At 62.5% G+C, this 25,599-nt stretch carries 24 protein-coding genes; 9 read left to right on the forward strand and 15 right to left on the reverse strand.

Annotation, left to right across the window (positions count from 1 at the left end; genetic code table 11):
* Positions 1–7: 7 nt before the first annotated feature.
* The 3 genes from QTL56_RS19140 to QTL56_RS19150 all read right to left on the reverse strand — a co-directional run bounded on the left by QTL56_RS19140 (position 8) and on the right by QTL56_RS19150 (position 4,212).
* Positions 8–1,306, reverse strand: coding sequence for an NAD(P)/FAD-dependent oxidoreductase (locus QTL56_RS19140; protein WP_245134843.1), 1,299 nt, complete (start codon positions 1,304–1,306; stop codon positions 8–10).
* A gap of 10 nt (positions 1,307–1,316) precedes the next feature.
* Complete coding sequence (locus tag QTL56_RS19145) at positions 1,317–2,675, reverse strand: glutamine synthetase family protein (protein WP_229573008.1); 1,359 nt, start codon at positions 2,673–2,675, stop codon at positions 1,317–1,319.
* A 283-nt stretch (positions 2,676–2,958) separates the two neighbouring features.
* Positions 2,959–4,212: an NAD(P)/FAD-dependent oxidoreductase gene (locus tag QTL56_RS19150; protein ID WP_245134844.1), complete on the reverse strand. Its 1,254-nt coding sequence runs from the start codon at positions 4,210–4,212 to the stop codon at positions 2,959–2,961.
* 166 nt (positions 4,213–4,378) lie between these two features.
* Here QTL56_RS19150 and QTL56_RS19155 point away from each other — a divergent pair, with 166 nt between their 5' ends.
* On the forward strand, positions 4,379–4,741 hold the full coding sequence (locus QTL56_RS19155; RefSeq protein ID WP_370660374.1) for a YbaN family protein: 363 nt from the start codon (positions 4,379–4,381) through the stop codon (positions 4,739–4,741).
* Here the strand turns inward: QTL56_RS19155 and QTL56_RS19160 are convergent.
* From QTL56_RS19160 to coxB, 5 genes are all read right to left on the reverse strand, one after another.
* Complete coding sequence (locus QTL56_RS19160; protein ID WP_245134846.1) at positions 4,716–7,550, reverse strand: EAL domain-containing protein; 2,835 nt, start codon at positions 7,548–7,550, stop codon at positions 4,716–4,718. The two genes, QTL56_RS19155 and QTL56_RS19160, sit on opposite strands and share 26 nt — an antisense overlap.
* Positions 7,551–7,589: 39 nt before the next feature.
* Entirely contained in the window at positions 7,590–8,507 is a 918-nt protein-coding gene (locus tag QTL56_RS19165; RefSeq protein WP_245134848.1) for a FecR domain-containing protein, read from the reverse strand.
* A 126-nt stretch (positions 8,508–8,633) separates the two neighbouring features.
* A complete protein-coding gene (locus QTL56_RS19170; RefSeq protein ID WP_245134850.1) occupies positions 8,634–8,966 on the reverse strand; it encodes a hypothetical protein in 333 nt (110 codons plus the stop codon).
* 1 nt (position 8,967) lies between these two features.
* Positions 8,968–11,493, reverse strand: coding sequence for a cytochrome c oxidase subunit I (gene ctaD / locus QTL56_RS19175; RefSeq protein ID WP_245134851.1), 2,526 nt, complete (start codon positions 11,491–11,493; stop codon positions 8,968–8,970).
* Positions 11,490–12,188 carry a cytochrome c oxidase subunit II gene (coxB, locus tag QTL56_RS19180; RefSeq protein ID WP_245134854.1) on the reverse strand — a complete coding sequence of 233 codons (699 nt, stop codon included), beginning with the start codon at positions 12,186–12,188 and terminating at the stop codon, positions 11,490–11,492. Before coxB ends, ctaD begins: the two co-directional genes overlap by 4 nt.
* A gap of 42 nt (positions 12,189–12,230) precedes the next feature.
* On the opposite strand from coxB, the gene QTL56_RS19185 reads away from it, so the two are divergent.
* Positions 12,231–12,737 carry a DUF2231 domain-containing protein gene (locus QTL56_RS19185; protein ID WP_245134856.1) on the forward strand — a complete coding sequence of 169 codons (507 nt, stop codon included), beginning with the start codon at positions 12,231–12,233 and terminating at the stop codon, positions 12,735–12,737.
* Here the strand turns inward: QTL56_RS19185 and QTL56_RS19190 are convergent.
* Positions 12,715–13,215, reverse strand: a complete 501-nt coding sequence (locus QTL56_RS19190; protein ID WP_245134859.1) for a CopD family protein — start codon at positions 13,213–13,215, stop codon at positions 12,715–12,717. The two genes, QTL56_RS19185 and QTL56_RS19190, sit on opposite strands and share 23 nt — an antisense overlap.
* On the reverse strand, positions 13,215–13,958 hold the full coding sequence (locus QTL56_RS19195) for a cytochrome c oxidase assembly protein (RefSeq protein WP_245134861.1): 744 nt from the start codon (positions 13,956–13,958) through the stop codon (positions 13,215–13,217). Before QTL56_RS19195 ends, QTL56_RS19190 begins: the two co-directional genes overlap by 1 nt.
* 296 nt (positions 13,959–14,254) lie before the next feature.
* On the opposite strand from QTL56_RS19195, the gene QTL56_RS19200 reads away from it, so the two are divergent.
* The 6 genes from QTL56_RS19200 to QTL56_RS19225 all read left to right on the forward strand — a co-directional run bounded on the left by QTL56_RS19200 (position 14,255) and on the right by QTL56_RS19225 (position 18,522).
* Positions 14,255–15,073, forward strand: a complete 819-nt coding sequence (locus QTL56_RS19200) for a bifunctional allantoicase/(S)-ureidoglycine aminohydrolase (RefSeq protein WP_229572997.1) — start codon at positions 14,255–14,257, stop codon at positions 15,071–15,073.
* A 270-nt stretch (positions 15,074–15,343) separates the two neighbouring features.
* On the forward strand, positions 15,344–16,051 hold the full coding sequence (locus QTL56_RS19205; protein WP_245134863.1) for an SDR family NAD(P)-dependent oxidoreductase: 708 nt from the start codon (positions 15,344–15,346) through the stop codon (positions 16,049–16,051).
* 233 nt (positions 16,052–16,284) lie between these two features.
* Positions 16,285–16,443 carry a hypothetical protein gene (locus tag QTL56_RS19210; RefSeq protein ID WP_245134865.1) on the forward strand — a complete coding sequence of 53 codons (159 nt, stop codon included), beginning with the start codon at positions 16,285–16,287 and terminating at the stop codon, positions 16,441–16,443.
* On the forward strand, positions 16,440–17,540 hold the full coding sequence (locus QTL56_RS19215) for a Rieske 2Fe-2S domain-containing protein (RefSeq protein WP_245134868.1): 1,101 nt from the start codon (positions 16,440–16,442) through the stop codon (positions 17,538–17,540). The genes QTL56_RS19210 and QTL56_RS19215 overlap by 4 nt, the downstream gene beginning before the upstream one ends.
* Positions 17,537–18,310, forward strand: a complete 774-nt coding sequence (locus QTL56_RS19220) for a hypothetical protein (RefSeq protein ID WP_245134870.1) — start codon at positions 17,537–17,539, stop codon at positions 18,308–18,310. Before QTL56_RS19215 ends, QTL56_RS19220 begins: the two co-directional genes overlap by 4 nt.
* Positions 18,307–18,522, forward strand: coding sequence for a hypothetical protein (locus tag QTL56_RS19225; RefSeq protein WP_245134872.1), 216 nt, complete (start codon positions 18,307–18,309; stop codon positions 18,520–18,522). Before QTL56_RS19220 ends, QTL56_RS19225 begins: the two co-directional genes overlap by 4 nt.
* 17 nt (positions 18,523–18,539) lie before the next feature.
* Here the strand turns inward: QTL56_RS19225 and QTL56_RS19230 are convergent, their stop codons facing one another.
* The 3 genes from QTL56_RS19230 to QTL56_RS19240 all read right to left on the reverse strand — a co-directional run bounded on the left by QTL56_RS19230 (position 18,540) and on the right by QTL56_RS19240 (position 22,536).
* Positions 18,540–19,751, reverse strand: a complete 1,212-nt coding sequence (locus tag QTL56_RS19230) for a CaiB/BaiF CoA transferase family protein (RefSeq protein WP_245134873.1) — start codon at positions 19,749–19,751, stop codon at positions 18,540–18,542.
* A gap of 30 nt (positions 19,752–19,781) precedes the next feature.
* Entirely contained in the window at positions 19,782–20,840 is a 1,059-nt protein-coding gene (locus tag QTL56_RS19235; protein ID WP_245134876.1) for an OpgC family protein, read from the reverse strand.
* A 79-nt stretch (positions 20,841–20,919) separates the two neighbouring features.
* Positions 20,920–22,536 carry a thiamine pyrophosphate-binding protein gene (locus QTL56_RS19240; protein ID WP_245134877.1) on the reverse strand — a complete coding sequence of 539 codons (1,617 nt, stop codon included), beginning with the start codon at positions 22,534–22,536 and terminating at the stop codon, positions 20,920–20,922.
* Between the two features lie 118 nt (positions 22,537–22,654).
* Here QTL56_RS19240 and QTL56_RS19245 point away from each other — a divergent pair, with 118 nt between their 5' ends.
* Positions 22,655–23,455, forward strand: a complete 801-nt coding sequence (locus tag QTL56_RS19245; protein ID WP_245134879.1) for a CE1 family esterase — start codon at positions 22,655–22,657, stop codon at positions 23,453–23,455.
* Between the two features lie 71 nt (positions 23,456–23,526).
* Here QTL56_RS19245 and QTL56_RS19250 read toward each other — a convergent pair whose 3' ends face one another.
* On the reverse strand, positions 23,527–24,009 hold the full coding sequence (locus QTL56_RS19250) for a hypothetical protein (RefSeq protein WP_245134880.1): 483 nt from the start codon (positions 24,007–24,009) through the stop codon (positions 23,527–23,529).
* Between the two features lie 45 nt (positions 24,010–24,054).
* Positions 24,055–25,371 (reverse strand): tetratricopeptide repeat protein, encoded by a 1,317-nt coding sequence (locus tag QTL56_RS19255; protein WP_245134882.1) that lies wholly within the window; start codon positions 25,369–25,371, stop codon positions 24,055–24,057.
* Positions 25,372–25,599: the final 228 nt, after the last annotated feature.

Consider the following 25,599-nt stretch of genomic DNA (forward strand, 5'->3'; position numbering starts at 1 on the left):
TCTCTCCTCAAACGCCGAGCTTGTCGCGCAAACCGTAGTACCAGGCACCGAGCGCCGTGAACGGCACGCGGAACATGCGGCCGCCCGGGAAGGGATAGGCCTGCAGCGACGACCAGACGTCGAAGCGGCTCATCTGGCCATGCACGGCCTCGCCCAGGATCTTGCCGAGCAGATGCGTGGTCGTCACCCCATGGCCGCTGTCGCCATGCGAGAAGTAGACCGTGTCGGAAAGCTTGCCCATATGCGGGATGCGCGTCAGCGTCAGTGCGAAATTGCCGCTCCAGGCAAAATCGATCTTGACGTCCTTCAGCTGCGGGAAGGTTTTCAGCATGTTCGGCCGGATCACGCCGGTCAGGTTTTTCGGGTCCTGGCCGCCATAGCCGATGCCGCCGCCATAGAGCAGGCGGTTGTCGGCCGTTCGACGGTAATAATCGAGGACGTAATTGGCATCCTCGACACAGTAATTCGCCGGCAACAGCTCCTCGATCATCTTTGCATCCAGCGGTTCGGTCGCCATGACCTGGCTGGAGACCGGCATCATTTTCTCGGTCACCTTCGGCGCAATGCCGGCCATATAGGCATTGCCGCAGACCAGGATGTGCTTGGCCTTGACGATCCCGCCTTCAGTGCAGACGAAAGGCTGCGGGCCGGTGTCGAGATGCACGACCTTCGAGTTCTCGAAGATCTTCGCGCCCAGGCTTTCGGCTGCAGCCGCCTCGCCGAGCACGAGATCGAGCGGATGCATATGGCCGCCGTGACGGTCGATCATGCCGCCGACATAACGGTCGGTCCTGGCATATTTCGCCACCTCCGGCTTGGACACCATTTCCAGACCGTCATGGCCATGCTTCATCCAGTGCGCCCGGACCTCCGCCATCTCCTTCACCTGCTTGTCGGTGAAAGCCGCGAAGAAGCCGCCCTCGACGAGATCGCATTCGATCCCGTATTTGGCGACGCGCTCGCGAATGATCCGGCCACCTTCGAGCGACATCTCGCCCAGCCGATCCGCCCGGTCCTGACCATAGCGTTTGGCGATTGTTTCGAGATCGCGGCTATAGCCGTTTACGATCTGCCCGCCATTGCGGCCCGATGCACCGAAACCGATGCGATCGGCTTCGAGCACGATGACGGCATAGCCCTTTTCCGAAAGCTCGAGCGCTGCCGAGATGCCGGTAAAGCCGGCGCCGATGACGCAGACATCGGCCGTGTGTTCGCCGTCCAGCGACGGGCGCACGCGCTTGTCACGGGCAGAGGCCGCATAATAGGAGGCCGCATGGCCGGGATTGGGTCCGATCGACTTGTTCATGGGGATCACCTCATACGGTCCGGATATAGGCGTCGTATTCGACGTCGGTCACACGCAATGAAAACTCAGAGAGTTCCTGATATTTGCAGGCGGAATAGAGGCTTCTGTATTTAGGTCCAAGCGCCGCATAGGCGAAGCTCGACTTGGTGAAGCGCTGCAGCGCATAGTCCCAGTTCGTCGGCAGGGGTTCGTGATTCACCGCGTGTTCGTCACCGGTGATGGCACCACCCGGCGAAAGCTTTTCCTTCATGCCGGCAAGTGCCGCAGAGAGGATCATCGCCAGGACGAGATAGGGATTTGTGTCGGAGCCAGCGACGCGATGCTCGATGCGGGTGGCCGGCCTGGAAGCGGTGATGACACGCACAGCCGCCGAGCGGTTGTCTATGCCCCAGGACGCATAGGTCGGAGCATGCTCGGACGGCCGCAGGCGGCGATAGGAATTCTGGTGCGGCGCAAAGATCGCCATGCTCTCGCCCATGTTTTCCAGAAGCCCGCCGACCGAGTGGAACAGCGCATCTGACGGTCCATCCTTGCCGACGTAGATGTTCTCGCCCTTGTCGTTCAGGATCGAGAAGTGCACATGCATGCCGCTGCCGGCCTGCATGCCATAGGGCTTGGCCATGAAAGTCGCATCGAGGTCGTTGGCGCGAGCGACGCCCTTGACGATGCGCTTGAGCAATACCGCATAGTCGGCGGCCGCCAGCGCATCCGGCACATGGTTGAGGTTGATTTCGTACTGGCCAGGGCCGTTTTCGCGCAGCGTTGTATCCGCGGGCACATTCTGCGCGCGTGCGGCGGTCGAAATGCCGTGGAAGACCTCTTCAAAGTCCTGCAGTTCGGAGATCGACAGCACCTGCGTCTGGCCTGTATGCCAGCGGCCGTCACGGGTGTTCGGCGGGCGCACCGGGTCGAGTGCCGACCGCACCGGGTCGATCAGGTAAAATTCGAGTTCGGTCGCGACGACGGGCGTCAGCTTGGCCGCCTTGAAGCGATCGAGCACATGGCCGAGCACCTGGCGCGGGTCGGCATAGAAGCTCTCGCCTTCCTGGGTGTGCATCTGGAGGAGGACCTGCGCGGTGGGGCGCGAAAGCCAGGTGACGCGGGACAAAGTGCCGGGGACGGGAAAGCAGATGCCGTCGGGATCGCCGGTGCCTTCGGCAAGCCCTGCGGCGTTGACGTCGCGGCCCCAGACGTCGAGCGCATAAACCGAGCGCGGCATCGCCATGCCCTTGGTCAAGACGTCGATGGCGCGCTCGCGCGGGATCCATTTGCCACGGGGCACGCCGTTCACGTCAATGACGAAGGCTTCAAGTACTTCAATATCGGGATTTGCCGCGAAGAATTCGCGGGCCTGTTCGGCCATGTCCATGGGTCACCGTGTGCTGATGTCGTTCGGGTTCGAAGCACGCTGTAAAGCGCGAGCAGATGCCTGTCCGCTAACGGTAGACACTTTTCGCGTTATGGATCAAACACCGGCGCATGCCACTGCCCGCTTCTTCCTGATCCCTCCGGCCGGCCGCATGCTGGCGATGCGTCTTGGTGTCCGACCTGTTTCCGTTGGGAAACAATTTGATCAAATTAAGAGCTCTGACTACCACCCCGGCGTCAAAAAGGCCAGCCCCCTGCGAAGGGGGCTGGCGAGAATTCGACGGTCATGCCCGGAAACGCTGAGGACCCCAGGCACTTGTATCGATGAATGTCTTCTCCCCATCCATCATTTCCGCGATCAGACGACCCGTGACCGGACCGAGCGTCAGGCCGTGATGGGCATGGCCGAAGGCGAACCACATGCCCTCATGACGCGGCGCCTTGCCGATGACCGGCATCATGTCGGGCGTGCAGGGACGCGCGCCCATCCAGGGCTCGGCGTCGAGACGTTCGGCGAGCGGGAAGATCTCGCGTGCCACCTTCTCCGCCCGCGCCAGCTGGACCGGTGACTTCGGCGCATCGCGATTTGCGAACTCCGCGCCGGTCGTCAGGCGAATGCCCTTTGCCATCGGCGCGAGGAAATAGCCGCGCTCGGCATCCATCGTCCAGTTGTTGAGAACGGCATCGCCTTCTGGCGCATAATGCATGTGATAGCCGCGCTTGACGCCGAGCAGGAAGCGGTAGCCGAACTTGCGGGTGACCTCTTCCGACCAGGGACCGAGCGCGAGCACCACATCGTCGCCTTCGACCGTGCCGTCATCGGTCTTCACCTTCCAGCCCTGACCGGAGGCTCCGGTTTCCAGGGTCGTTGCATCGCCCTTGACGAAGCGCCCGCCGAGGGACTGGAAATAGGTGAGATAGGCCTTGGTCAGGCCCTGCGGGTCGGTCACCGACCACGGATCATTCCACTTCAACCCGCCGACGAAATCGCCGCGAATATGCGGCTCTTCCTTCGCCAGATCCTCGCGGCTCAAGGCCCGGTAGCTCACGCCGTATTCGCGCGCCAGTCGCTCGGCTTCGGCCAGTTCCGCGTCGCGCTTGCCGGTGGTGCGGAAAATCTCCATCCAGCCGTCCTTGCGGATCAGGTTTTCGGCTTTGGCCGCCTGGATCAGGTCCTGGTGCTCGCTGATCGAGTTTTCGATCAGCGGTGCATAGGCCTTGGCGATCGCCTGATGGCGGCTCTTGTTCGAATGCCACCAGTAGCGCGAGAGGAAGGGCACGAGCTTCATCATCGCGCTTGCATGATAATGCGCGTCGATGCGGTTGTTGAAGCCGTAGCGGATCAGCATGCCGAGTTGCTGCGGAAAGCCGTAGGGCACGACGCCCTCGCGCTGGATCAGGCCGGCATTGCCGAACGAGGTCTCCTCGCCGGCACTGCGGCGATCCACCAGCACCACCGACCGCCCGCGACGGGCGAGATGGATGGCAGTGGAAACGCCGATGATACCGGCGCCGAGCACGATGGTGACCTTGGGCATGGGAGTTGTATTTCCTGACGGTGTGATTACGGGACAAGGATGCATTTCAGCCTGTTGCGGCGCAAACGAAAAATCGCCGCATTTGCCGCAATCCTCAAAATCCTTGGCAGATCCGAATCATGCCATATCTCAGGTGGATGCAATGTCCGCCAGCGAAGGGAACCCGATGCGCCTGCTCATTCTTGGCTGTGCCTGGCTGATGGTGGCGATCGGCGTCATCGGTGTCTTCCTGCCGGTGCTCCCGACCACCCCGTTCATGATCCTTGCCGCCGCTCTCTTCGCGCGGTCCTCGCCGCGTTTCGAGCAATGGCTGATCGACCATCCGCGCTATGGTCAGCCTCTCCTCGACTGGCGCAGGGAAGGTGCGATCGCGCAAAGGGCAAAGCTCGCCTCGGTCTCGCTGATGACGCTGAGCTACGGGATCGTGCTGTTTTTCGGACCGCCGCAGCTTTGGCTCAAGCTGTTGATCGGCGTGATCCTCCTTGTCTGTGCAGTCTTCGTACTTACACGGCCCGCGCCAGGTCGGTGATGCCGGAAAGCTTGGGATCGGGCAACAGCGAGTGGGCTGCCGCCACTTCGAGGATCTGCCGCGCCGACTGCGGTCGCCCGAAAAGGTAGCCCTGTCCTTCCTCGCAGCCCATCGCGGCGAGCATTTCGCTCTGCAAGGCGTTCTCGATCCCCTCACATACGACCTTCAGCCCCAGGCCATGGGCAAGCGTGCTGACCGCCTGCACAATGGCCTGCGCAGATGGATCGCTCACCATGTCGCGAACAAAGGACTGGTCTATCTTCAGTTTGTCGAGCGGCAGATTCGAGATGTAGCTGAGCGAGGAATAGCCGGTGCCGAAGTCGTCGAGCGCAATCGTCACGCCGAGCGCGTGCAGGGCACCCAGTTTCAGCAAGAGGTCGTCGGACCGTTCGAGGAAGATCGACTCGGTGATCTCGACATGCAGACGATGCGGTGCCAGCCCGCTCAGGGTCAGGGCTTGTCGAATGTCGGAAAGCACGTCGCCGCGCAGGAACTGCACCGGTGAGATGTTGACGGCGACGCTGACATGCGCGGGCCAGGACATGGCCGCGCGGCAGGCTTCCTTGAACATGTGCTGGCCGAGATCGCAGATGAAGCCGTTCGCTTCTGCGATGCCGATGAACTCGCCCGGCGAGATCATGCCGAGCGTCGGATGCTGCCAGCGCAAGAGCGCTTCTGCTCCGATCAGGCGCCCGGAGGCCAGCGCGACCTGCGGCTGATAGAGCAGGAAGAATTGTCCCTGATCGAGGGCGCCGCGCATTTCCGCTTCCAGCAGCCGCGAGCGGGTCCGGCGCAAGGCCGATGCCGGTTCATAGGCTCGAAAGCCACTGCCGCCGACGCGCTTGGCGTCGCTCAAGGCGAATTCCGCCGCTTCAATCCACTTGCCGGGATCGCCCAGATCGGAGGAGCCACTGCAGGCGCCCACCCGCACGTTGATCTGGATTTTGATCCCGTCCACGCCGAAGGGTGTGTCGAAGAGGGCGAGCAACTGTTCAGCAGTTTCCTCCAGCCCTTCGCGCGTCCTGGACCCCGGCGCCGCGAAACACAGGACATCGCCGGCGATGCGTGCGGCCAGCCCATTCATTCCCAGATTGCGGCGAAGTCGGGCTGCAACGGCCTGCAGGACGCTGTCGCCCTTCTCGCGTCCGAGTGTCTCGTTGAGATGGCTGAACCGATGAAGGTCAATGGCAAAGATTGTGAAATCGCCCCCGGTCTCGACCATGGCGTCGGTGAGGCCCCGCCGGTTGAGCAGTCCGGTCAGATCGTCGATCCGGCTCATTTCCTCAAGTTTGGCCGCGTAGAGCCGGCGCGCCGTGACGTCCCTCAGGGTCACGCAGACCACATGCGTTCCGACCGCCGAGAGACCCTGACCCCCGAGGCTCTCGAAGGGCGATATGGTGATCACCACATCGAGGTGCCGGTTCCGCGTCGGTGCGGACAGGTCGACTTCGAACTGGTCGCTATGCACCCGATGAGGCTCCGCCAGGTGCTTCGCTTCCAGCCGCAATACGCCGTCGAGAATGGCGTCGGGAACGAATTCCGCGAGATGCGTGCCGTGCGCGATCGGCTCGTCCAGCTCCAGCATCCGTGATGTCGTCTGGCTGGCGTCGAGGAGGGTAAGTTTCTGGTCGAGCACGATCACCGGATCGACGCTGTCATTGATCACCCGTTTGAGAACGCGCCGGATATCGCGGTTCTCGGTGATCGCGATTTCGGCGAGCCAGCCGCTCAGGTCGATCTTCTCGGCCATCAACATGATCAGGCCGCAGGCGAGCATGATCCACAAGGTCGCCGTGTAAATCACCAGCGCTTCGTGTTTGTACAGGAGGAAGACCGCCGCCTCCGCGATCGCCAGAAGGGCGAATGACGCGGCGATCGGCACGGCAAGCGGGAGGCGACGCAGGGTGAGCGCATAGGCGATGATCAGCGCGGCCAGCAGAAGCGCGATCGGCTCGATGGGCACGGGCGTCAGCAGGCGGTCCTGCACCAGGGTTTCCGCAGCCAGCACATGCAGCATGGGGCCGCTTAGAATACCATAGACAGGTACAGCGAATTGGTCTTTGAGCTCCGTGGCATAGGCGCCGACGACAATCGACCTGTCCCTGAGGCTCTCGCCTGTCACGGCACCGGACAGTACGTCGGCAACCGAATAGGTCGGCACCGTTTCGGGCCGGATGGAAAAGTCGATTTTCAGCCGGCCGGTGCGGGCATTGCTGTAGCCGGCAAGCACGGCGGGTGCGGATTGAGTGGGAATGCCGTCAATGATCTCCATGCCGGGGAAAGAACGCATCAGCCCGTCCGGATCGAGCGACACATCGACAAGCGCCGGCCATGCGTGCTCGGCAAGGAGCGGGAGTGGTGCCGTCAGCGCCAGCGGATCGCCGGAGCGCGCACCGAACGGCTGGCGGAACATCGGCAGGATCACGCCGCCGCCGGCATCCGAGAGCGCCTGAGCGAGCCGCGCGTCGCCTTCCGGCCTCGACGGCGTGCTGAAATCGATATCGAGGAAGATGTCGCGGGCACCGGCACTGACCAGTTTGTCGACCAGCTCTGCATGCACCTCGCGGGGCCAAGGCCAGGTCCCGACCTGTGTCAGGCTCTTGGTGTCGATCGCAACGAAGGCGAAGTTGCCCGTCGCACTTCTCGGCGCCGTAGTGGCCCTGAAGTCCAGCAACTGGTTGTCGAGATGCCGAACGAAGGAAAGCGACGGGAGCGCGAACGGAAGCCCTATGATCAGAGCGATCATGGCGATGCGCAGGGAGATCAGAGAAGACAGGCTGCTGCGCAATGGGATGCGATCAGACGTCATGAGCCGTCCGAAAGTGGAAGGGGATGTGGACACCCGGCATCAGTCATCGTCATCGCCTTTGTCCTTCCCATTGCCGTTGCCGTTGCCGTTGCCGTTGCCGTTGCCGTTCCCGTTGCCGTTGCCGTTGCCGTTGCCGTTGCCGTTGCCGTTGCCGTTTCCGTTGCCGTTGCCGTTGCCGTTCCCGTTTCCGTTTCCGTTTCCGTTTCCGTTTCCGTTGCCGTTGCCGTTCCCGTTTCCATTTCCGTTGCCGCCGCTGTTGCTGTTCCCACCCGCCTTCCCGTCGGACGCGTTGATACCCTTCGTTGAGGCGGTGTCAGACTGATTGTCTGTGGTGGTGGCGGTCGCACCGAATGCCCTGAGCGCGGGAGCGGAGGGAGCAACGCGCGTGATGGCTGGTTTTTGCGACAGCCCCGCAACCGTCATGCCGGACGCATCCACGCGCGCACCCTGACCCGCGCCGAGATTGCTGCGTTCGCCGCTCCGGAAGCTGGTCACCTGCACCAGCCCGCGATCGACCGCGATGGCCGCATCGATCTTTCCGACCTTCACGGTAAAGCGCGTGCCCTTCACGACGGCAGCGAGAAAGGGAGTCTGGATGGTGGTATGTGGCTGCAACCGCTTTTCGATCTCGAGGCTGATCTCGCCGACCTGCTGGACGACCTCGGTCTTTCGGTTCTGATTGTCACCCCGGGTGAAGATCGCGGCCAGTGTATTCGGCTGGAAGGCGATGCTCTCCGTTCCCCGCACGAGTTGAAGGCGTCCGCGTGGCCCGGTCGAGATCCACGCGTCATTCGGCACGGACATGCCCTTGCGCAGAGGGATCCAGGTGGTCTTGTCGAGCGTGTAGCGCACCTGCTCCGTAGCCCGTGCTGCCCTCCATTCCGGGTTGGCCGCCCAAACCGGTGCGGCAACGCAGGTCATGAAAAGGCATAAGAAAGCAGAAACGATGATGCGCATGATGGGTTCTCCCTTGGGGGAGTATCTGAGCATTTGGTCCTTAAGATTTACCTGAATTTACTTGGTTAAGATTGTCCTATGCGCCGGTTTTCAAAGAAAAATGCTGGCAAGGCCCGCGCGGCTTCCTCAGCAGAGGGTCAGCCAGAACAATCCGGAAAAGGTGATCAGGGTCGAGACGATGGCCGCGATGTGAACCGTCGTCGCGATCTGTGTCAGCGTTTCAGATGTGTCTGCTGAGCGGTCCTTGACCTGCCTCGCGGACCAGAAAAGTCCGCCAAGCAGCGCAAGGACGAGGACGAAGATTGTGGTCAGCAACAATCGGAGGACTGAGACGGGGCCGATATCGAGCTCGTGCCATCCCAGATGGCACCCGGTTGCCTGGGTTGCGTAGAGCAACAGAAAGGCCGCCGACCAGATGATGAAGCCGGTCAGGATCTGGATGAAGGGGGACACACGCATCTCACCGCCCTCCCGCACCGGTCAGGCTCTGCAGGACGAAAGGAAAGGCCAGGCCGACGAGACCGGCGATAGCCGTGTAATCATGCCAGAGGCTGCCGATCCGAAGATCCAGCTTGCGCTGCACCGAGATATAGCCCGCATGCCAACGCCACAATCCATAGCCAGCAAGCACTGCGCCAATGCCTGCATGCAGTGTGACATAGGCGGCGACGGCCAGGGCCGAAGCCAGGGCTGCATGGCTGGTCGGCGCCGGGAGCGACAGCATGACCACGGACAGGGCGCCGACCGTGACCAGATGCGCCACGAGCGTAATTGCGAGGCCAAAGACTGTCTTGCCGGATCGGCCGTCGGCGAGCCTGGTCGAGAGTGCCGCGCCCAGCAGGGCGATGCCTGCAATGATCGACGGGCCGGCAAAGGTGAAGTCGAGATCCGGTGGCGGCCAGTTCGGTGCGGACAGCCACAGGAAGAAGCCGCCGAAGATGAGCGAGGTGTAGAGCGTGGCATCCGCAGCGAGCGCAAAGACAACCGCCCACCAGGAGGGCGGTTGGGCGACCTCCTGGTGATGCAAAGCTCTTTCGCCATGTCCGACCTCCAGGGGGCCGATGTTCTGCTTCAATCCTGTCGACGGCGTCCAGAGGAGGAAGAGAGCAATGACGGCGAGAAGTGCGATCGGTGTCGCCCAATAGAGTTTGGCGAGCAGGCTGGCGAAGAAGGCAGCCGTCGCAATCGCTGTCCACAGGGGCAGGTAGGTGGGCCGGGGCAGGACGACGACATGGTCGAGGCGTCCCGTCACCATATCGACGGTCAGTGTTTCCATCCAGCCATTGCGCGTGAAGCCGAGATAACCCCGCCCCGCCGCCAGATCCGGACCCAGCACGCTTGGTTCAAGGGCGTCGGCGCGGTTGTCGATATGCGGAAGCGAACCGAAGTTGTAGGACGTTGCCGGCGTCGGCGTGGCCCATTCCAGCGTTCCGGCCTTCCAGGGATCCCGGCGGAAGCGCCGGCCGTAGCGCACCAGCATGATCAGGTCTACGGCGACCAGGGCAAAGCCGATCGTCATGACGAAGCCGCCGACCGAGGAGACGAAGTTGAGGACCTCCCACCCGGCTTCCTGCGGGTATTCGAACACCCTTCGGGGCATGCCGCGCAGCCCGGTCAGATGCATGGCGAAGAAGGTCACGTTGAAGCCGATGAAGACCAGCCAGAAGGCCGGTTTGGACAGGTGCTGCACCGGTTGCCGGCCGGTGATGTGCGGCAGCCAGTAATAGGCGGCAGCCATCATCGGAAAGACAAAGCCGCCGACCAGGACGTAATGCAGGTGAGCGACCACGAAATGCGTGTCATGGGCCTGCCAATCGAAGGGCACCATGGCGAGCATCACTCCGGTGAGGCCGCCGAGCACGAAGACGAAGAAGAAGCCGAAGACATGCAGCATCGGGATCGAGAACTGCGGTCGCCCATGCGCCATGGTCGCGAGCCAGGCGAAGATCTGGATGCCTGTAGGAATGGCGACCAGCGCGCTGGCGGCAGAGAAGAAGGAAAGCGCCACATGCGGAATGCCCACCGTATACATGTGGTGCACCCACAGGCCGAAGGAGAGGAAGGCCATGGCGACGATCGCCGCCACGATCAGTCCGTAGCCTTCGAGCCGTGTGCGCGACAGCACCGGGATGATGGTCGAGAGCGCGCCGGCCGCAGGCAGGAAGATGATATAGACTTCCGGATGCCCGAACAGCCAGAAGAGGTGCTGCCACAAGAGCGGGTCGCCACCGCGTGTGGGGTCGAAGAAGGGCAGGTCGAAGGCCCGCTCGACCTCGAGCAGTATGGAGCCGAGGATCAGCGGCGGGAAGCCGATCAGCATCATCGCCGCCACCACAAGCATGTACCAGGCGAAGATCGGCATACGCGTGAGCGACATGCCGGGTGACCGAAGCTTCAGGATGGTCACTGTGATCTCGATGGCGGCAGACAGCGCCGAGATTTCCACGAAGGTGATGCCGAGCAGCCAGACATCGGCATTGATGCCGGGCGAATAGGGGCGAGATGAGAGCGGCGTATACATGAACCAGCCGCCGTCCGGCGCGATACCGAAAAGGAGCGCTGCGACGAGGAAGGAGCCGCCGAAGAGGTAGCACCAGTAGCCATAGGCTGACATGCGCGGGAATGCGAGATCGCGCGCGCCGAGCATCTTTGGCAGGAGATAGATCGCTAGTCCCTCGAAGAAGGGAATGGCGAAGAGGAACATCATGATGACGCCATGCATCGTGAAGACCTGCGCATATTGGGCGGCATCCAGAAAGGTGCTGTTCGTCGAGGCAAGCTGCGTGCGGATCAGCATGGCGAGAATGCCGCCGATGGCAAAGAAGACGAGCGCGGTGACCATGAAACGGATGCCGACGATCGTGTGGTTGACCGCAGACAGCCGCTGCAAGCCTTGCCCCGATCCCCAGATGGCGTTCAGCTGACGGTGCAGCCGGATCGGCGATCCTGCGGTCTCGAAGCCGGTTTCGGGCCTATTGTCCATCATGATGCAGGCACCTCCGCCGTCAACGCATTCAATTTTTGCCGGTAGGTCTCCGGCGCGTGGGCCTCCACCGTGAAGCGCATGCCCGCATGGCCGGCGCCGCAATATTCCGCGCAGATTCCGGCATATCGCCCCGGCACATCGGCCTTGATCCGCAGCACGGTCTCGTGGCCGGGGACGGCGTCGATCTTGCCGGCGAGACGCGGGATCCAGAAGCTGTGCACGACATCGGCGCTTGTGACGCGAACTTCGACGACACCCCCGGCGGGAATGTGCAGCGTCTCGGTGGTCGACATGTCCGCCCCGATATCCGGATAGCGGAAGTCCCAGCGCCACATGGCGCCGCGCGCCTCGACGCGCGCCATCACCGGTTCATTCTGCCAGGCACCGATCAGGTACTCGCCTTGTGCCATGCCATAGGTCATCAGTGCGATAAGCACGGGAACCGGCAGGAACAGGCCGCCGGCGATCATCCAGCCTTTGGCCGAAAGGCTGCGCCCGAAATCAGGGCGGAAGAGAACGAGGCCGAAGAGCACGATCACAAGGGTGAGGATCGCCATGGCGCCCGCCAGCATGATCCACCAGAGATCGGCGATCGCGCCGGCATAGGGCCCGGCCGGATCGAGCGCCGACAGGTCGCCGGAACAGGAGGCGAGAATGAGTGGAGCGACAGATGCGAGGATGGGGCGGTGGAACATTCTCCACATCCCGCGCCTTTTCATCGAAAACGGAGAGTTTTCATGGCCGAGACGTCGCAGAGCAGCACGCCCAACCCTGTCATCGAGCAGTTGGAGGAAAAGGACAAGACCTCGGCGATCGCCGTGGCGGGGCACCCGTTGCATGCCATGAGCGTGCATTTTCCCATTGCTCTCGTCTTCGGCACGCTCGCCGTCGACGTCTTCTACTGGTGGAGCGCCGATCCATTTTGGCTCAGGGTCGGTCTCTGGACAGCGGGAACTGCCTTTGTCGCGGGCGTAGCAGCCGGCATCGTCGGTACCGTCGAACTTCTGGCCGTGCCCGGCATTCGTGCCCGCGTCGCAAGCTGGGCCCATGCCATTGCGGCCGTCACCCTGATCTCGGTGGCCGGCGCCAACTGGGGGCTGAGGCTGCTCGAACCGGATGCGGTTCTGCCGCATGGTCTGCTGCTGTCTGGTCTGGCAGCCGTATTGACCGGCGTCGCCGGCTGGCACGGGGGCAAGCTGATCTTCGATCACGGAATCGGCCTCATGGTGTCGCCCAAGGATTGAACGGATCGAGCAGACGCTGCAGGCCGCCTGGCTCCGACATGATGGGTGGAAGAGAGAGAGCGGGCGCCTGCTTGGCCAGAACCAGGATGAGGATGGCGACCACAACCGCGCAACAGCTGGCCGTGGCCAGCACGAAGCGCCATGGAGGATAGACCTCGCCTTCACGGAAGAGCCGGATGACCACGAGGCCGGAAAATACATGGAACATGGCCAGCAGGCCGACGAAACCGAGCTTCCAGGAGAACCAGGCTGAAAACACGTCACGGAGAAAGCTGAGCGCAATGCCGCTTGAGACCGCGATGAAGGCGGCTGGCGAGATGAGGGCGACGAAGGCGAAACGGGTCATGCGCTGCATGCGGTAAAGCGCATCGTCGTCTTCGACATGGGCCCGCTGCACATAGAGGCTCGGCAGGCTGATGAGCCCTGCCGTCCAGATGGCAATCGCGGTGATATGGACGAATTTGAGCAGGACAATCATCAGCGAGGTGCCTTGCTGTCGAAGCTTCGTCCGGAGAAGACGCTGCGCAGCCTGAGCAGGGCAGCAGCGAGATAGGGAAGCGCGGCAGGAACCCACATGAGCAGACCGGCCAGCTGCTGATCCGCCAGCGGGGAAAGCCCGAAGGCATGGGTGCTGTCCATATGGGAGGCAAAAAGCGGTTCGCGCGAGAATGTCAGGAGCGCGCCCAGCATGCCCATCTGGATCGTCGTGCCCAGCAGGAGGCCAATGGCAGCCCCCGCCGAGCGCTGCGGGGAAAGAATGTCCATCCACAGCCAGAGCGCGGAGCCGATCAGGCTGAGCTCCATCAGCCAGTAGGCAGCGGGAGAGCCGAGCGCGAAGAGATACGGACCCGGCGCATGCCAGACCCACATCAGGACCGTATGCGTGATGAACGACAGCTGCGCCGGCAGCTGCGGTCTGCGCAGTGTCTCGGCTGGCATCGCAAGGATGATGGCCGGCGCAAGCAGTGTCACGAGCACCACGTGGTGGGCGACACGGGCGGAAAAGAGCGCGGAAGCGAGCGCACAGAGTGGCGATACAAATGCCAGCAGCATCAACACGAGCGACGTCCAGGCCGCCAGTCTTTGCCGCCGGCTCTTGGCCGAGATCACCAGGAAGAGGAATATGGCAGCGACACCTGCCAGCAGGGGCGGATCGAAGTTCCACGCGCTCCAGAGAATGTCAGGTGTCGGCGCGGGGCCGCAATAGATATCGAGATCCATCAGCAGCATTCCAATTCTGGATTGATAAAACCGATTGCCCCGAACACGATTTCCCCTTTTGTGGAACCCCCACTCGGGGCGCAACACCCACGCGGCGTTTTTGTTCCATCGGGCCGGGCTGCCAGGATTTCCTGCAGGCTTGGCAAAGCGGACGGCGACGCGTCTCAGCTGGGGTCTTCGACGTTTCCCGAATTGCAGGTGCCCACCGCGAAGCGGGCGCGAGATCAGTTTGACATCAAGACGCTGACACCGCAGGAATGGGAGAATCGCAAGGCAATCGAGACGTTATTCGCACAATGAGCAGCAACCAGTATTATTCGCAGCTTGGCGGACTTCCGCCGCAGACCCAAACCTTGTCCAGCAAGGCCGTGTTCAAGACAGCCTATGCGGTCATCCCGAAGACGGTGATGAGCGACATCGTCACCAGCATTCTGCCGCATTGGGACGAAACCAGGGCCTGGATCATCGCGCGGCCGTTGAGCGGATTTGCCGAGACCTTCGCCCAGTACATCATGGAAGTGAAGCCCGGTGGCGGCAGCCTCAGGCCCGAGCCGGATGCACGGGCCTCGGCCGCGATCTTCGTTGTCGAAGGCGAGGGGGCAATCACCTATGACGGCCACGATCACCCACTGCGCGCCGGCTCGTTTGCCTATCTGCCCGCCGGCGAAAAATGGACCTTCCGCAATGACAGCGCGGCACCAATCCGATTTCATTGGGTCCGCAAGGCCTTCAAGGTCGTGGATGGCCTGGAAGCGCCGCCGGCCATCTTCACCCATGAAGACGACTGCGTGATGCACGCCATGCCGGAGACCGAGGGCCGCTGGGCGACCACGCGCTTCATCGATCCGTCCGACATACGTTACGACATGCACCTCAATATCGTGACCTTCGAGCCGGGCGCCGTCATTCCCTTCATGGAAACGCATATCATGGAGCACGGGCTTTATGTGCTGGAGGGCAAGGCGGTCTATCGCCTGAACGAGGATTGGGTGGAAGTCGAGGCCGGCGACTACATGTGGCTCCGCGCCTTCTGCCCCCAGGCCTGCTATGCCGGTGGCCCGGGACGCTTCCGTTACCTGCTCTACAAGGACGTCAATCGCCATCCGGATTTGTGAGCGAGACCGGCATTGAGGTTGCAGTGGCCTAAAGTTGTCAACGGGACGGCTTTGCGCAAGGATGCTGGTGGAGCCCAATGCCCAAGGCCGAGGGTTCCGGCGAGCAGCGGGTCACCCGGCGATGCGAGCGCGCGCGCGCGCGTCGGTGGGCTGACGGAAACTTTCTGTCCTGCTTGCCTGTAACGCTTTCAGGCGAAGAGCGTCTAACGGACAGATAAGGCCGTCGCGACCATCATCGGTCTATCTGCCACTCTTTGGGGAGTTCAGGTCATGCGAGAACCCACATGCGTGATTGTGACCGGCGCCGGGGGAAACCTGGGCCGCGCAACAGCGACAAGACTTGCCGGACAGGGCGTAAACCTGGTCTGCGTGGATCGAACGCCAGATGTACTGGCTGCCTTGGTTGAGTCACTGCCGTCAAAGGCGAAAGTTCTGACATTTGTGGGCGCCGACCTCAGCAATCCCTCGATCGCCCAGGCAATGACGGAGGCGGCAGTCGATTCTTTCGGCGGGATCGACGGCCTCGTCAACACGGTCGGCGGTTTCGCGACCGGGCCGGTCGGTGGCGATACTCTTGCCCAGTTTGATCAGATGATGAACCTGAACGCTCGGGTTGCCCTTGTCACCAGTGTCGCTGTACTCCCCGTCATGCAGGCGGCCCGGTATGGCCGCATCGTGCATATCGCGGCGGGCCCGGGCTTGAAGGCGGGCGCCAATCAGGCTGCCTATGCTGCATCAAAGGCTGCGGTGCTGAGGCTGACGGAGAGCATTGCTGCCGAACATCGCGGCAATCGCATCACGGCCAACTGCATCTTGCCCGGCACGATTGATACGCCGCAAAATCGCGCAGCCATGCCCAATGCCAACGTGGCAGACTGGGTCTCCCCCGATTCCATTGCCCGGCTGATTGCCTTCCTCATCTCACCGGAAGCAGCCGTGGTGACCGGCGCTGCCATTCCCGCAACAGGACTGGAGTGAGGTGATCGGCATGGATGTGTTCGCCGACCCCGTCCGTTTTCTGCTTCTCCTCTGGGCCGCACCGGGGCTCCTCGTGGCGGTGGCTTTCCTGTCTGTCGGTATCGACCGGATCGATCATGCCGCCGTGGGGGCCTATGCGTTTCGTCCCTTGTTGATCCCGGGCATTGTTCTCCTATGGCCTCTGGTGGTGTGGCGATGGGTTGTGCTCGCCCGAAGCAGGGGAGGCTAGGCCGATGCAACGCGCGCATCGCAAGGCTCATGGGTGGATATGGACTGTGCTCGCGATCGCCCTGCCTCTTGCCCTGGCGATTGCCTTCATATCGAAACCGAAGCTTTCGATGGACGCGCCACCCATACGGCTCGATGCCGGCGACCGGCAGGAGCAGCCATGAGCACGGCATACAAGCCCGTTGGCTGGAACCGCAACAAGCTCATCTATGACGCCATCCTCTTGTGCGGGGTGGTCGCCTACATCCTCCTCTACCTCAAGCTCGCGCCACTTCTCTCTTCCTCCGTCCGCGCGGTTGACACACCGATCTTGCGCATGCGCGCCTTCGGCTCGCTGGCCTTTCTCTTGCTGACCTTGGTGCTGGCCATCGGTCCGCTCGCCAGGCTCGACTCCCGTTTTCTGCCATTGCTCTACAACCGGCGCCATCTTGGTGTCATGACGGCGGCGGTCGCCTTTACCCATGCCATGTTTGTGCTGGACTGGTATTTCGCCTTCAGCGCCACGCCAAAATTCACGGCGCTTTTCACCAGCAATACGAGCTTCGGCAGCATTGCCGGTTTTCCGTTCGAACTGTTCGGCGTCTTTGCTCTCGTGATCCTGCTGGTGCTGGCCGCAACGAGCCACGACTTCTGGCTGTCCTTCCTGTCGCCTCCGGTCTGGAAGGCCATGCATATGGGCATCTATGCGGCCTATGCAGCCGCCGTGCTGCATGTGGGCCTGGGGGCGGCAATCGATGGGACGAACCCGATGACGGCCTTGTTCCTGAGTGCAAGCCTCGCCGCTCTGTCGGTCCTCCATCTGCTTGCCGGGCGCCGGGAGATGGCGATCGATGACGCAGCGTCTCGGATCGACGCAAAGACTGACTGGGTGGATGTCGGCGCACTGGATGCCATTCAGGAGGGGCGGGCGATCGTCGGCGTGCTTCCTCGAGGGGAGCGGGTTGCCGTGTTCCGGTTCAAGAACCGGTTGTCGGCACTTTCCAACCTGTGCTCGCACCAGAATGGTCCGATCGGGGAGGGCAAGGTGGTCATGGGTTTTGCAACCTGCCCCTGGCACGGCTATCAATATCGTCTGGAGGACGGTTGCGCCCCGCCGCCCTTCAGGGAGAGAGTGCGCAAATATCGTGTGAAGATCTCCGGTGCGCGTGTCCTGGTCGATCCGGTCGCCGTGCCGCTCGGGACGAGGATCGAGCCCGTCGTGATCGACGGTGCGCCGCCCCCTGCCTCTCCACCACTGCCGTCGAGAAGGACTTCGCCATGATGCCTCGGCCGCCAGATCCCGGATTTTTCATTGGCTATGCGAAGAAGGTCCCACCGGAAATCGCGCAGTGTGCGCTTCTCGTCAGTGTGTTCTTCCTCCTGGGCCTTGTCTCGGCGTCACTGGCCTTCTCGCTCTCGGCCCAGGATCCCGGCTCCGGTGGTTATGTCGACGAATTGAAGGGCGGGCGTCTGGCTGGCGTCCTGGAAACGCTGCCCTATCCCATCCTGCGCGTACCCGCACAGGATGGCAAAGGCCCACGCGCCATCATGCTGTCCGGGCAGGGAAAGGCGGGTGTCGCCAACGCCGCCGATCCTCTCGCTGGGCAGTGGGCCGAAGTCTCCGGCATCTTCGTCAAGCGCGGCGAGCTTGACATGCTGCTGGTAGGTGGCCGCAACGGGTTGGCAGGCGTGGAGCCACCGGCAGGTGCCGTCCAGCCTCAAGCCCCGGTCGCCCTTGGCCGCTGGCGTCTGACGGGCGAAATCTGCGACGGCAAGTGTTACGCCGGTGCCATGCGGCCGGGAACCGGGCTTGCGCACAAGGCCTGCGCCAATCTCTGCATCACTGGCGGCGTGCCGCCCGTTTTCGTGACGACTTCGCCGGTGGAAGGCCACAACTTCCTGCTGATGGCAGGCGCTGATGGAGGACCCTTGCCGCGCGCACTGCTCGATCACACCGGTTTGCTGATCGAGCTCGAGGGTGAGATCGAGCAGCGCGACGATATCATGATCTTCAAGGTCGAAACGCCCGCCAGACCTGGTGTGGCCTCATGAGCGAGGACACGCGGCCATCGCGTTTGCGCCATCTCTTGGGCCTTGTCTTCGTTGCGGGCCTCGTCTGGTTCCTGTGGATCCTGTGGACTAATGGCCCGACTTACCTGCGCGGCACGATCTTCCAGGATCTGTCCGTGATCGCCTATGTCGTCGCCGCTTTCGCAACCTTGACCCTGGCCGAGCGGATTGCCAGCGTCTGGAACAGACGCTGAAGCAGGCGGGCTCCCGCTCAATCCGCGTCTGGTTCCAGAAGCCGCAGGACTGCCTCGCGGTCGGCATCGAGATGCGGGGGGCGAGTGTGGTAGTGAACAGGCGTCACCGACATCTTGAGCGGATTTCCAAGAAGGCGAACCGGATCCTCGGCCTCATCCCCCGGCAGTTCCACCACCATTCCGCGCGCCAGCGTATGGGGATCGGTGAGGACGGTATCGATGGTCGCGACGCGGCCGGCCGGCACACCGGCGCCGAGCAGGCGCTGCTCCCAGGACAGAGCGGTATCCCTGGAAATTTCCGCCTGGATCAGGGCCTGCAGATCTTCAAGATTGGCGAGCCTGTCCCGGTTTCTTCTGAACCGGTCGTCGAGGGCGAGTTCTGCAAGTCCTATTGCCTCGGCAAAGCGTGCGAATTGCTGGTCATTGCCGACAGCAACGGCCAGATACTCATCGGATGCCGCAAATGTCTGGTAAGGCGCGATATTGGGATGTGCATTGCCGAGAGCCTTGGGCACCCGGCCTGAAACCAGATGATTTGTGGCTGCGTTGATGAGCCAGGCGACCTGGCTGTCATAAAGAGCAAGGTCGATATGCTGCCCTTGTCCCGTGCGGTCGCGGTGCCTGAGCGCCGCCAGAACGCCGACGGTTGCATACATGCCGCACATGACGTCGGCGATCCCGACGCCCACCTTGACGGGTTTGCCCCCGGCTGTCTCCGGTTCGCCGGTGATGCTCATGATCCCGCCCATGGCCTGGATGAGGAAATCGTAGCCGATGCGGTCGGAATACGGACCCGTCTGGCCAAATCCTGTTATCGAGCACCAGATGATGTCGGGCTTGATGAGCCTCAGGTCCTCATAGCCGATACCGCGGCGCGCGAGGTCTCCGGGCTTGTAGTTTTCGACCACGACGTCTGAAATGGCCACCAGCCGGCGCAGCAAGGCAACGCCTTCCTCGCTCGTGATGTCGATGGCGATCGATTTCTTGTTCCGGTTCGCAGAGAGGAAATAGGCGCTCAGGTCGCTGTCATTGCCATCGGCGTCGGGCAGAAAGGGCGGCCCCCAGCTGCGGGTATCGTCTCCGCTCCCGGGCTTTTCGACCTTGATCACCTCGGCGCCGAGATCGGCCATGAGCTGGGTTGCCGTCGGGCCAGCCAGAATGCGGGACAGGTCCAGCACGCGCAGTCCTTCAAGGCTGCCAGGTGCAACTTGTGTGTCTTGTTTGCTCATTGTGTCAAACTTCTCAGATGCCATGTCGTGTCATGCCTTCCAGGGCGCGGCCTTGAACCAGGCCACCAGATAAGCGGTACCGATAAGCAGGGCGAAGCCGGTGAGATTGGCAACCGTCATCCACACAGGCGTGCGTCCGACATGATCGAGCCAGATGCCGATCATCTGTGCGACAACCATGCCTGTGGTGAAGACGGCCAGGGATTGTTGCCCAACCTTCATCAACACGCGCGTGGCGGGATAGACGCGCGGATGGATCAACCTCTGCCCCCCGACGCCGACGGCATGGAAGGCGATATAGGCGAGTGCCACGAAGTGGACGAGCCGCAACAGGCCGAACGTGGTCTTGTTGGTCAAAGGCCGGATGGCCTGAGCGGCATCCCGGAAGAATGCGGATGCGTCGAGGACCATGTACCAGGCGAAGGGGATGGTCACGAGAACGACCACGATGGCCAAAGCCATGACCCATCGATTGTCTGGCGGCGGAACGATTGTCCCGCGCATCAGAAAGAAGCCGAGGAAGAAGATGAGCTGCCAGCCGAAGGGGTCGAAGAACCAGCGGCGATCGGACCACGGTTCCGCTGGAAAATGCACCAGGGAAAACTGAGCGGACAGCCAAAGCACGACCATCAGCAGTATCGGCAGATACCGGTTCGCTCGCTCAGCCAAGAGCATGAGCGGCATGAGGGCCAGGATCACCATGTACATCGGGAGGATGTCGAAATAGTTCGGCACATAGGTGAGGGTCATCAGTCCCGGAAGAAGCGGGGCGGGGTCGGTGAAAAGCCGGACGAGATTGAGGCTCTGTATGTAGGAGGTACCGTCCGGCTTGTTGCCGGCGGCGGCCATCAGCGTTGCGACCACGATGAAAACGCAGATATGCGACCAGTAGATCTGCCAGATGCGCTGCACCACCCGTGCCGACAGCATGACGATCCCCTCCCGGTCGAAAAGGCGACCGAACGCAATCGCCGATGCCATGCCCGACAGGAAGACGAACATTTCGGTGGCATCCGAAAATCCGAAACGCGCCGGGATCCACAGGGCCCAATGGTCGTTCGGCACATGCGCGAGCAGTATGATCAGCATTCCGATCCCGCGAAACACGTCGAGACGGGGGTCGCGGGGGCGCTTGATGCGTGGCGGGAGGTCGGAGCTGGCGGCCGGTTCAGAATGCGTTTTTGTAAGCATCGGCATCAAACTTGCATGAAATCAGAGTGAAATTCGCCCGGCCGTCTGCGGCAGCGAGCTCGCGGCGGAGATCGTCGGCGGTTTCGACGCGAACGCCGTGTCCACCAAATCCCGTTGCAATGGTGGCAAAGTCCGTTTCTCCCAGCGAGACGCCAGCGGAAGCAAGCCCCGCAGAGGACTGCTTCAACGCGATGAGCGCCAGGCTTTGATCCTGGAAGACGACCACAGTGACGGGATGGCCGTTGTCGCGCAATGTAGCCAGTTCCCCGATCCCCATCTCAAGCCCGCCATCGCCCATCACGGCAAAGACGCGGCGTTCGGGATCGGCGACCTTCGCGCCGATCGCCAAGGGTAGCGCGGCCGCCATGGTGCAGAAGCCGGCGGACTGCAGCAGGGACAAGGGGCGCTCGGCAATCCATTTCTGCGACAGCAATATCCGGTGCGCACCACTGTCGACCGTCACAAGCCCATCCGCGCCAGCGGCCTCGTTGAGCAGGTCGATGATGACATGGGGTCCCCAGTCCGATCGCGTCGCAAAGGTCGCTGCCACCCGATCCCTGGCGCTGAGGTGCTCGCCGTCAGGCCAGGATTTTCGGGGTTCGACGGCCGCCGCCAGCGCCGCTGTCGCAGCGGCAGTGTTGGCAAGGAGCCGGTTGGCCGCGTGATGCATGGCGTGATCGGGCGCGGCATTCGTGATCTCCACGATCCTGTCGGAATCGATCACGGGGTCGAGCCAACCGAGACGCATTTCGATGGGATCGTAGCCGATCATCAGGATCAGATCGGCGCGCCGCATGAGGTCGAGCATGATGGCGTCGGCCAGCGGCGACAGGCCCGCACCGCCAAGCGCCAGGGGATGGCTTTCCGGGATCAGTCCCTTGCCCTTGTAGGTCGTCACCACCGGCGCACCGATCGCCTCGGCGAGGCGCAGGATGTGCGGCCCCGCATCGGCTCTGGCCGCCTCGAAGCCCGCCAGGATCAGCGGTCGTTCGGCCTTTGCCAGATGCTCTGCCAGAGTGAGTATCGACGGATCGGCTGCCCCAACCGCAGGTGTCAGAACGGTGGTTGGGGTGATCACCCTCGGATTGGGGTCAATCATCGCCGCGACAGCCGGGGAAAGATCGAGATGAACCGGCCCCATCGGCTCTGTCAGGGCAAGAGCGAGGGCGCGGGCAACTGTCGGTCCGGCGCTTTCACATTCGATCTCGAAACTCGCCTTGACCAAAGGCCGCAGAAGCTGGGCGTGGTCAATGACCTGATGCGTGTAGCGTGCGCGTGTCGCGCGATCGACGATACCGGAGATGACGACCAGCGGCACATGCTCCTGCGCCGCGTCCGCAATCCCGTTCACGGCATTGGCAAGGCCTGGTCCGACGGTGGTGACGAGCAGGCCGGGTGTGCCGGTGGTGAGGCTTGCACCCGCTGCCATCGAGGCTGCTGCCGTCTCGTGGCGAGCGAGATGAAACGCGATCCCGGCCTTCTCCAGCCCGTCGATCAAGGTGACGACCTCGCCGCCCGGCATGCCGAAAGCGTGGCGAACTCCGTATGCGTGCAGTGTAGCTGCAACCGCTTCGACAACGCGCGCCGGCGTCATTCTGATTTCATCTGGCATTGGGCAAAAAGCCTCTCTCATTATCGTGAAGCGTCGCCAAATTGCAGCGCTCCACCAAAGACTGTACGGGAAATGAAGGGTTTCGACAGGAGGCACCAAGGTGACTATTCCGCAGTATCTGCTGATCGCGGCCGGGCTTCTCGTGCCTCATGCGGCCTATGCCGACGAGTGCGGAGATAGCGTCCCTTGCGTCGTGGAGGACGGCTCCTACAGGATCGAGATGCCGTCGTCCGGTTCGCCCAAAGGCGTCCTGGTGTACTTCCATGGATATAAGAGTTCGGCCGAGAAGCAGATGCAGCATCGGGCCTTGGTGGACGTCGCCCATGCCCGCGGGCTCGCCTTTGCGGCGGTCGATGGACTGAACGGGACATGGTCTCATCCCAACGCTCCCGGACGTTTTCGCGACGAGAAGCGCTTCGTCGGTCACGTCTTCGATGATTTGGGGGTACGATTTGGCTTCGATCAGACCAACACGCTTGTCGGCGGCTTCTCCCAGGGCGCCTCTATGGCCTGGTACACGCTGTGCCAGCAGGGAAACCGCACCGCGGGCGCGGTGACCTTTTCCGGAGTGTTCTGGGATCCGCTGCCGGCCCCGACGGACTGTGTCGCGGACATGCCGCCGCTGGTGCAGATTCACGGCTCGGCGGACAAGACATTTCCCTTGAGCGGCCGCGCCATCGGCTCGGGCTTCCAACAGGGGAACACATTCAAGAGCATGGCCATCATTCGCGAGCAGAAGATCTGCAAGCCCGAGACCACTATCCAGAAGGTCATCGGCGGTATTCCCTGCGAGGTGACGCCTGACTGCAACCGCGGTGAAGTCGCGCTGTGCATTCATGATGGCGGGCATCAGGCCAGCCCGGAGCATCTTGACGTCGCTCTCCGGGAGATTGGTTTCTGAGGCGCAAATCCGCACGCCGCCGAAACGGTGTGCGGAATGTCCAGTCTCAAGATCTTGTCCGGGCACGAGGTTTAGCGCTCACGAAACCAGACGACATAGGCAACGATCAGCCCGAAGAGCCAATGGCCCACCAGGGATACCCAGGTCAGAGGAATGAAGCCGAGGAACGGTGGGAAGCCGGCGATCAGGTGGGCCATCACATAGAGGGCGAAGATCCACAGGCCTGTCCCGAAACCGAGCCCGGTCAGGAAAAGAGGCAGACGCGGGAAAATCATCCGCTGGAGCGGCCGCGCGATGAACAGATAGCCGATCGGGTAGAGGATGATCCCGACGATCGCGTGGATGATTTCGGCGGCAAAGCGGTTCTGGAAGCCGAACACGCTCTGGATGAGCCCGGCCGGTTCGAGCGGGCCGCCGACGAGCAGCGGCGTGATCCCTCTTGCCCAGATTTCCCAGGTCATGTCTGCAACCAGTCCAGCAATGACGATGGTGGTCAGCAGTCTCCCTGAAAGCCGTGGCAGAACAGGCGCCTTGTCGGTCTCGATCATGGTCATTGTCGTTCCCCCTTGTTGAGCGAAAATAGGGTCCAGCCTGGAAAATCAGAGTGTTCTGTGCATGTCGATCGACCCGATCAGGCGATCTTCGGCGCGCAGCAGGCCGCGCACGGCGCGGATCCGGGAGAAGCCCGCGCTGTCACCATTCGTGCCCGCAGCCTTGGCGACTGCGAGAAGGAAAAAGTCGCGCTGGGCATTGCTGCCACCGATCATCGGCATGTCGAGGACGAGCTGATCCAGCTTCTGCCGATCGGCCGCAGTGCTCATTCCGGCGATGATGCGGGCCAGAGGCAATCCGACCTTGGCGGCAACCTGCGCCTGGTCGCCGTTGCCGGCGGCCTTCACCTCCAGCCCGCTGATGAGGTCGCGCACGCCGGTGTATTCGCCAAGGGCGACAAGAGCCGCCAGCGTGTGCAGAGAGGCAAATATCAGCGTCGTATCATGTCGCCGCTTCAGCGCGATCTCTGCCAGGTCCCCCCATCGGGATCCCACATCCACACCTGTCTGGTTGAGCCGCCACAGAAGCGAGACGGCGTTTGCCATGTCGCGGAAATCGTCCGTCTGTTGCGGACGCACTTCCTCGTCATAAATCCTCAGGACCTGTTCGTGATCGCCACGCTCGAGATGCAGCAGCGCCAGATGCCAGGCCATGTGGAAGGCGAAGTTGTTGCAGCGTGACCACGAACTGCGGCCCTCTTCGAGCCAGGTTATGCCGGCTGCGGTGTCGCCCCTCATCTCGTGGACATGGGACACGGCATGCAGGCCCCAGGCATCATCCGGCTGCAGGCGAACTGCGCGCTGTCCGGCCGCTTCGGCGGCCTGATAGAAGCCATGCTCCTCGAGTGCGAATGCATGACAGCCGAGCAGGAAGCCGGCAGCCGGCAAGTCGTCGCTCCAGACTTCCATCACACGGTTGCTTGCCGACAGCATTCCGCTGGCATCGCCCAGCATGAAGCGAAGGGCGTGCGAAATCTTGAACGGGAGAAAGGTGGCCGGCCGCTCGGCAAAGCCCTCGTCCAGCCGGTGGGCGGCGGTTGCGAAGGAGCCATCCACGGCCGCCGCAAGCGCATGCACCAGAACCTGCTCGTCCCGTGTTCCGCCATCACGATAGGCCATGGCCTTTCGCGCCGCAGCCAGTGCGTCGGCCGCTGGCATTGCCAGTTCAGACCGCGCGAGAATGAGGTTCGCAAAACCCTTGAGCGCAAGTGCTGCGACGTGATCGGGGTCCGCCGTGAGGGTCGACTGGAGTGCGACCCCGGTGTCTGGGCTATGGGCGGCGAGACCATGGACCGCCGCCTCGAAAGCCGTTTCAGCGTCTGAGCTTACCGTGCTCGTCGATAAATTATAGGCATCTAGTCTCATTCGTTCGGCTCCTTGAAAGAACCATCGCGATCCGGGTTTTTGAGACCAAGCGTTTGCAGGAGTTCGTCGGCCACGGGTCCCCGAACGCTCTCGGAGATCAGGGTCCTGGTGATCTTCAGCCCGCCGACATAGCTTCTGCAGTTTTTGCATTGCGCCAGATGAAGAGACATCATCATCCGGGTCCGCATCGAACCCTCGCGATTGATGTAATCGCTGGCAATCTCTGGA

It is taken from the genome of Peteryoungia algae (genome assembly GCF_030369675.1).
Lineage (GTDB): Bacteria > Pseudomonadota > Alphaproteobacteria > Rhizobiales > Rhizobiaceae > Allorhizobium > Allorhizobium algae.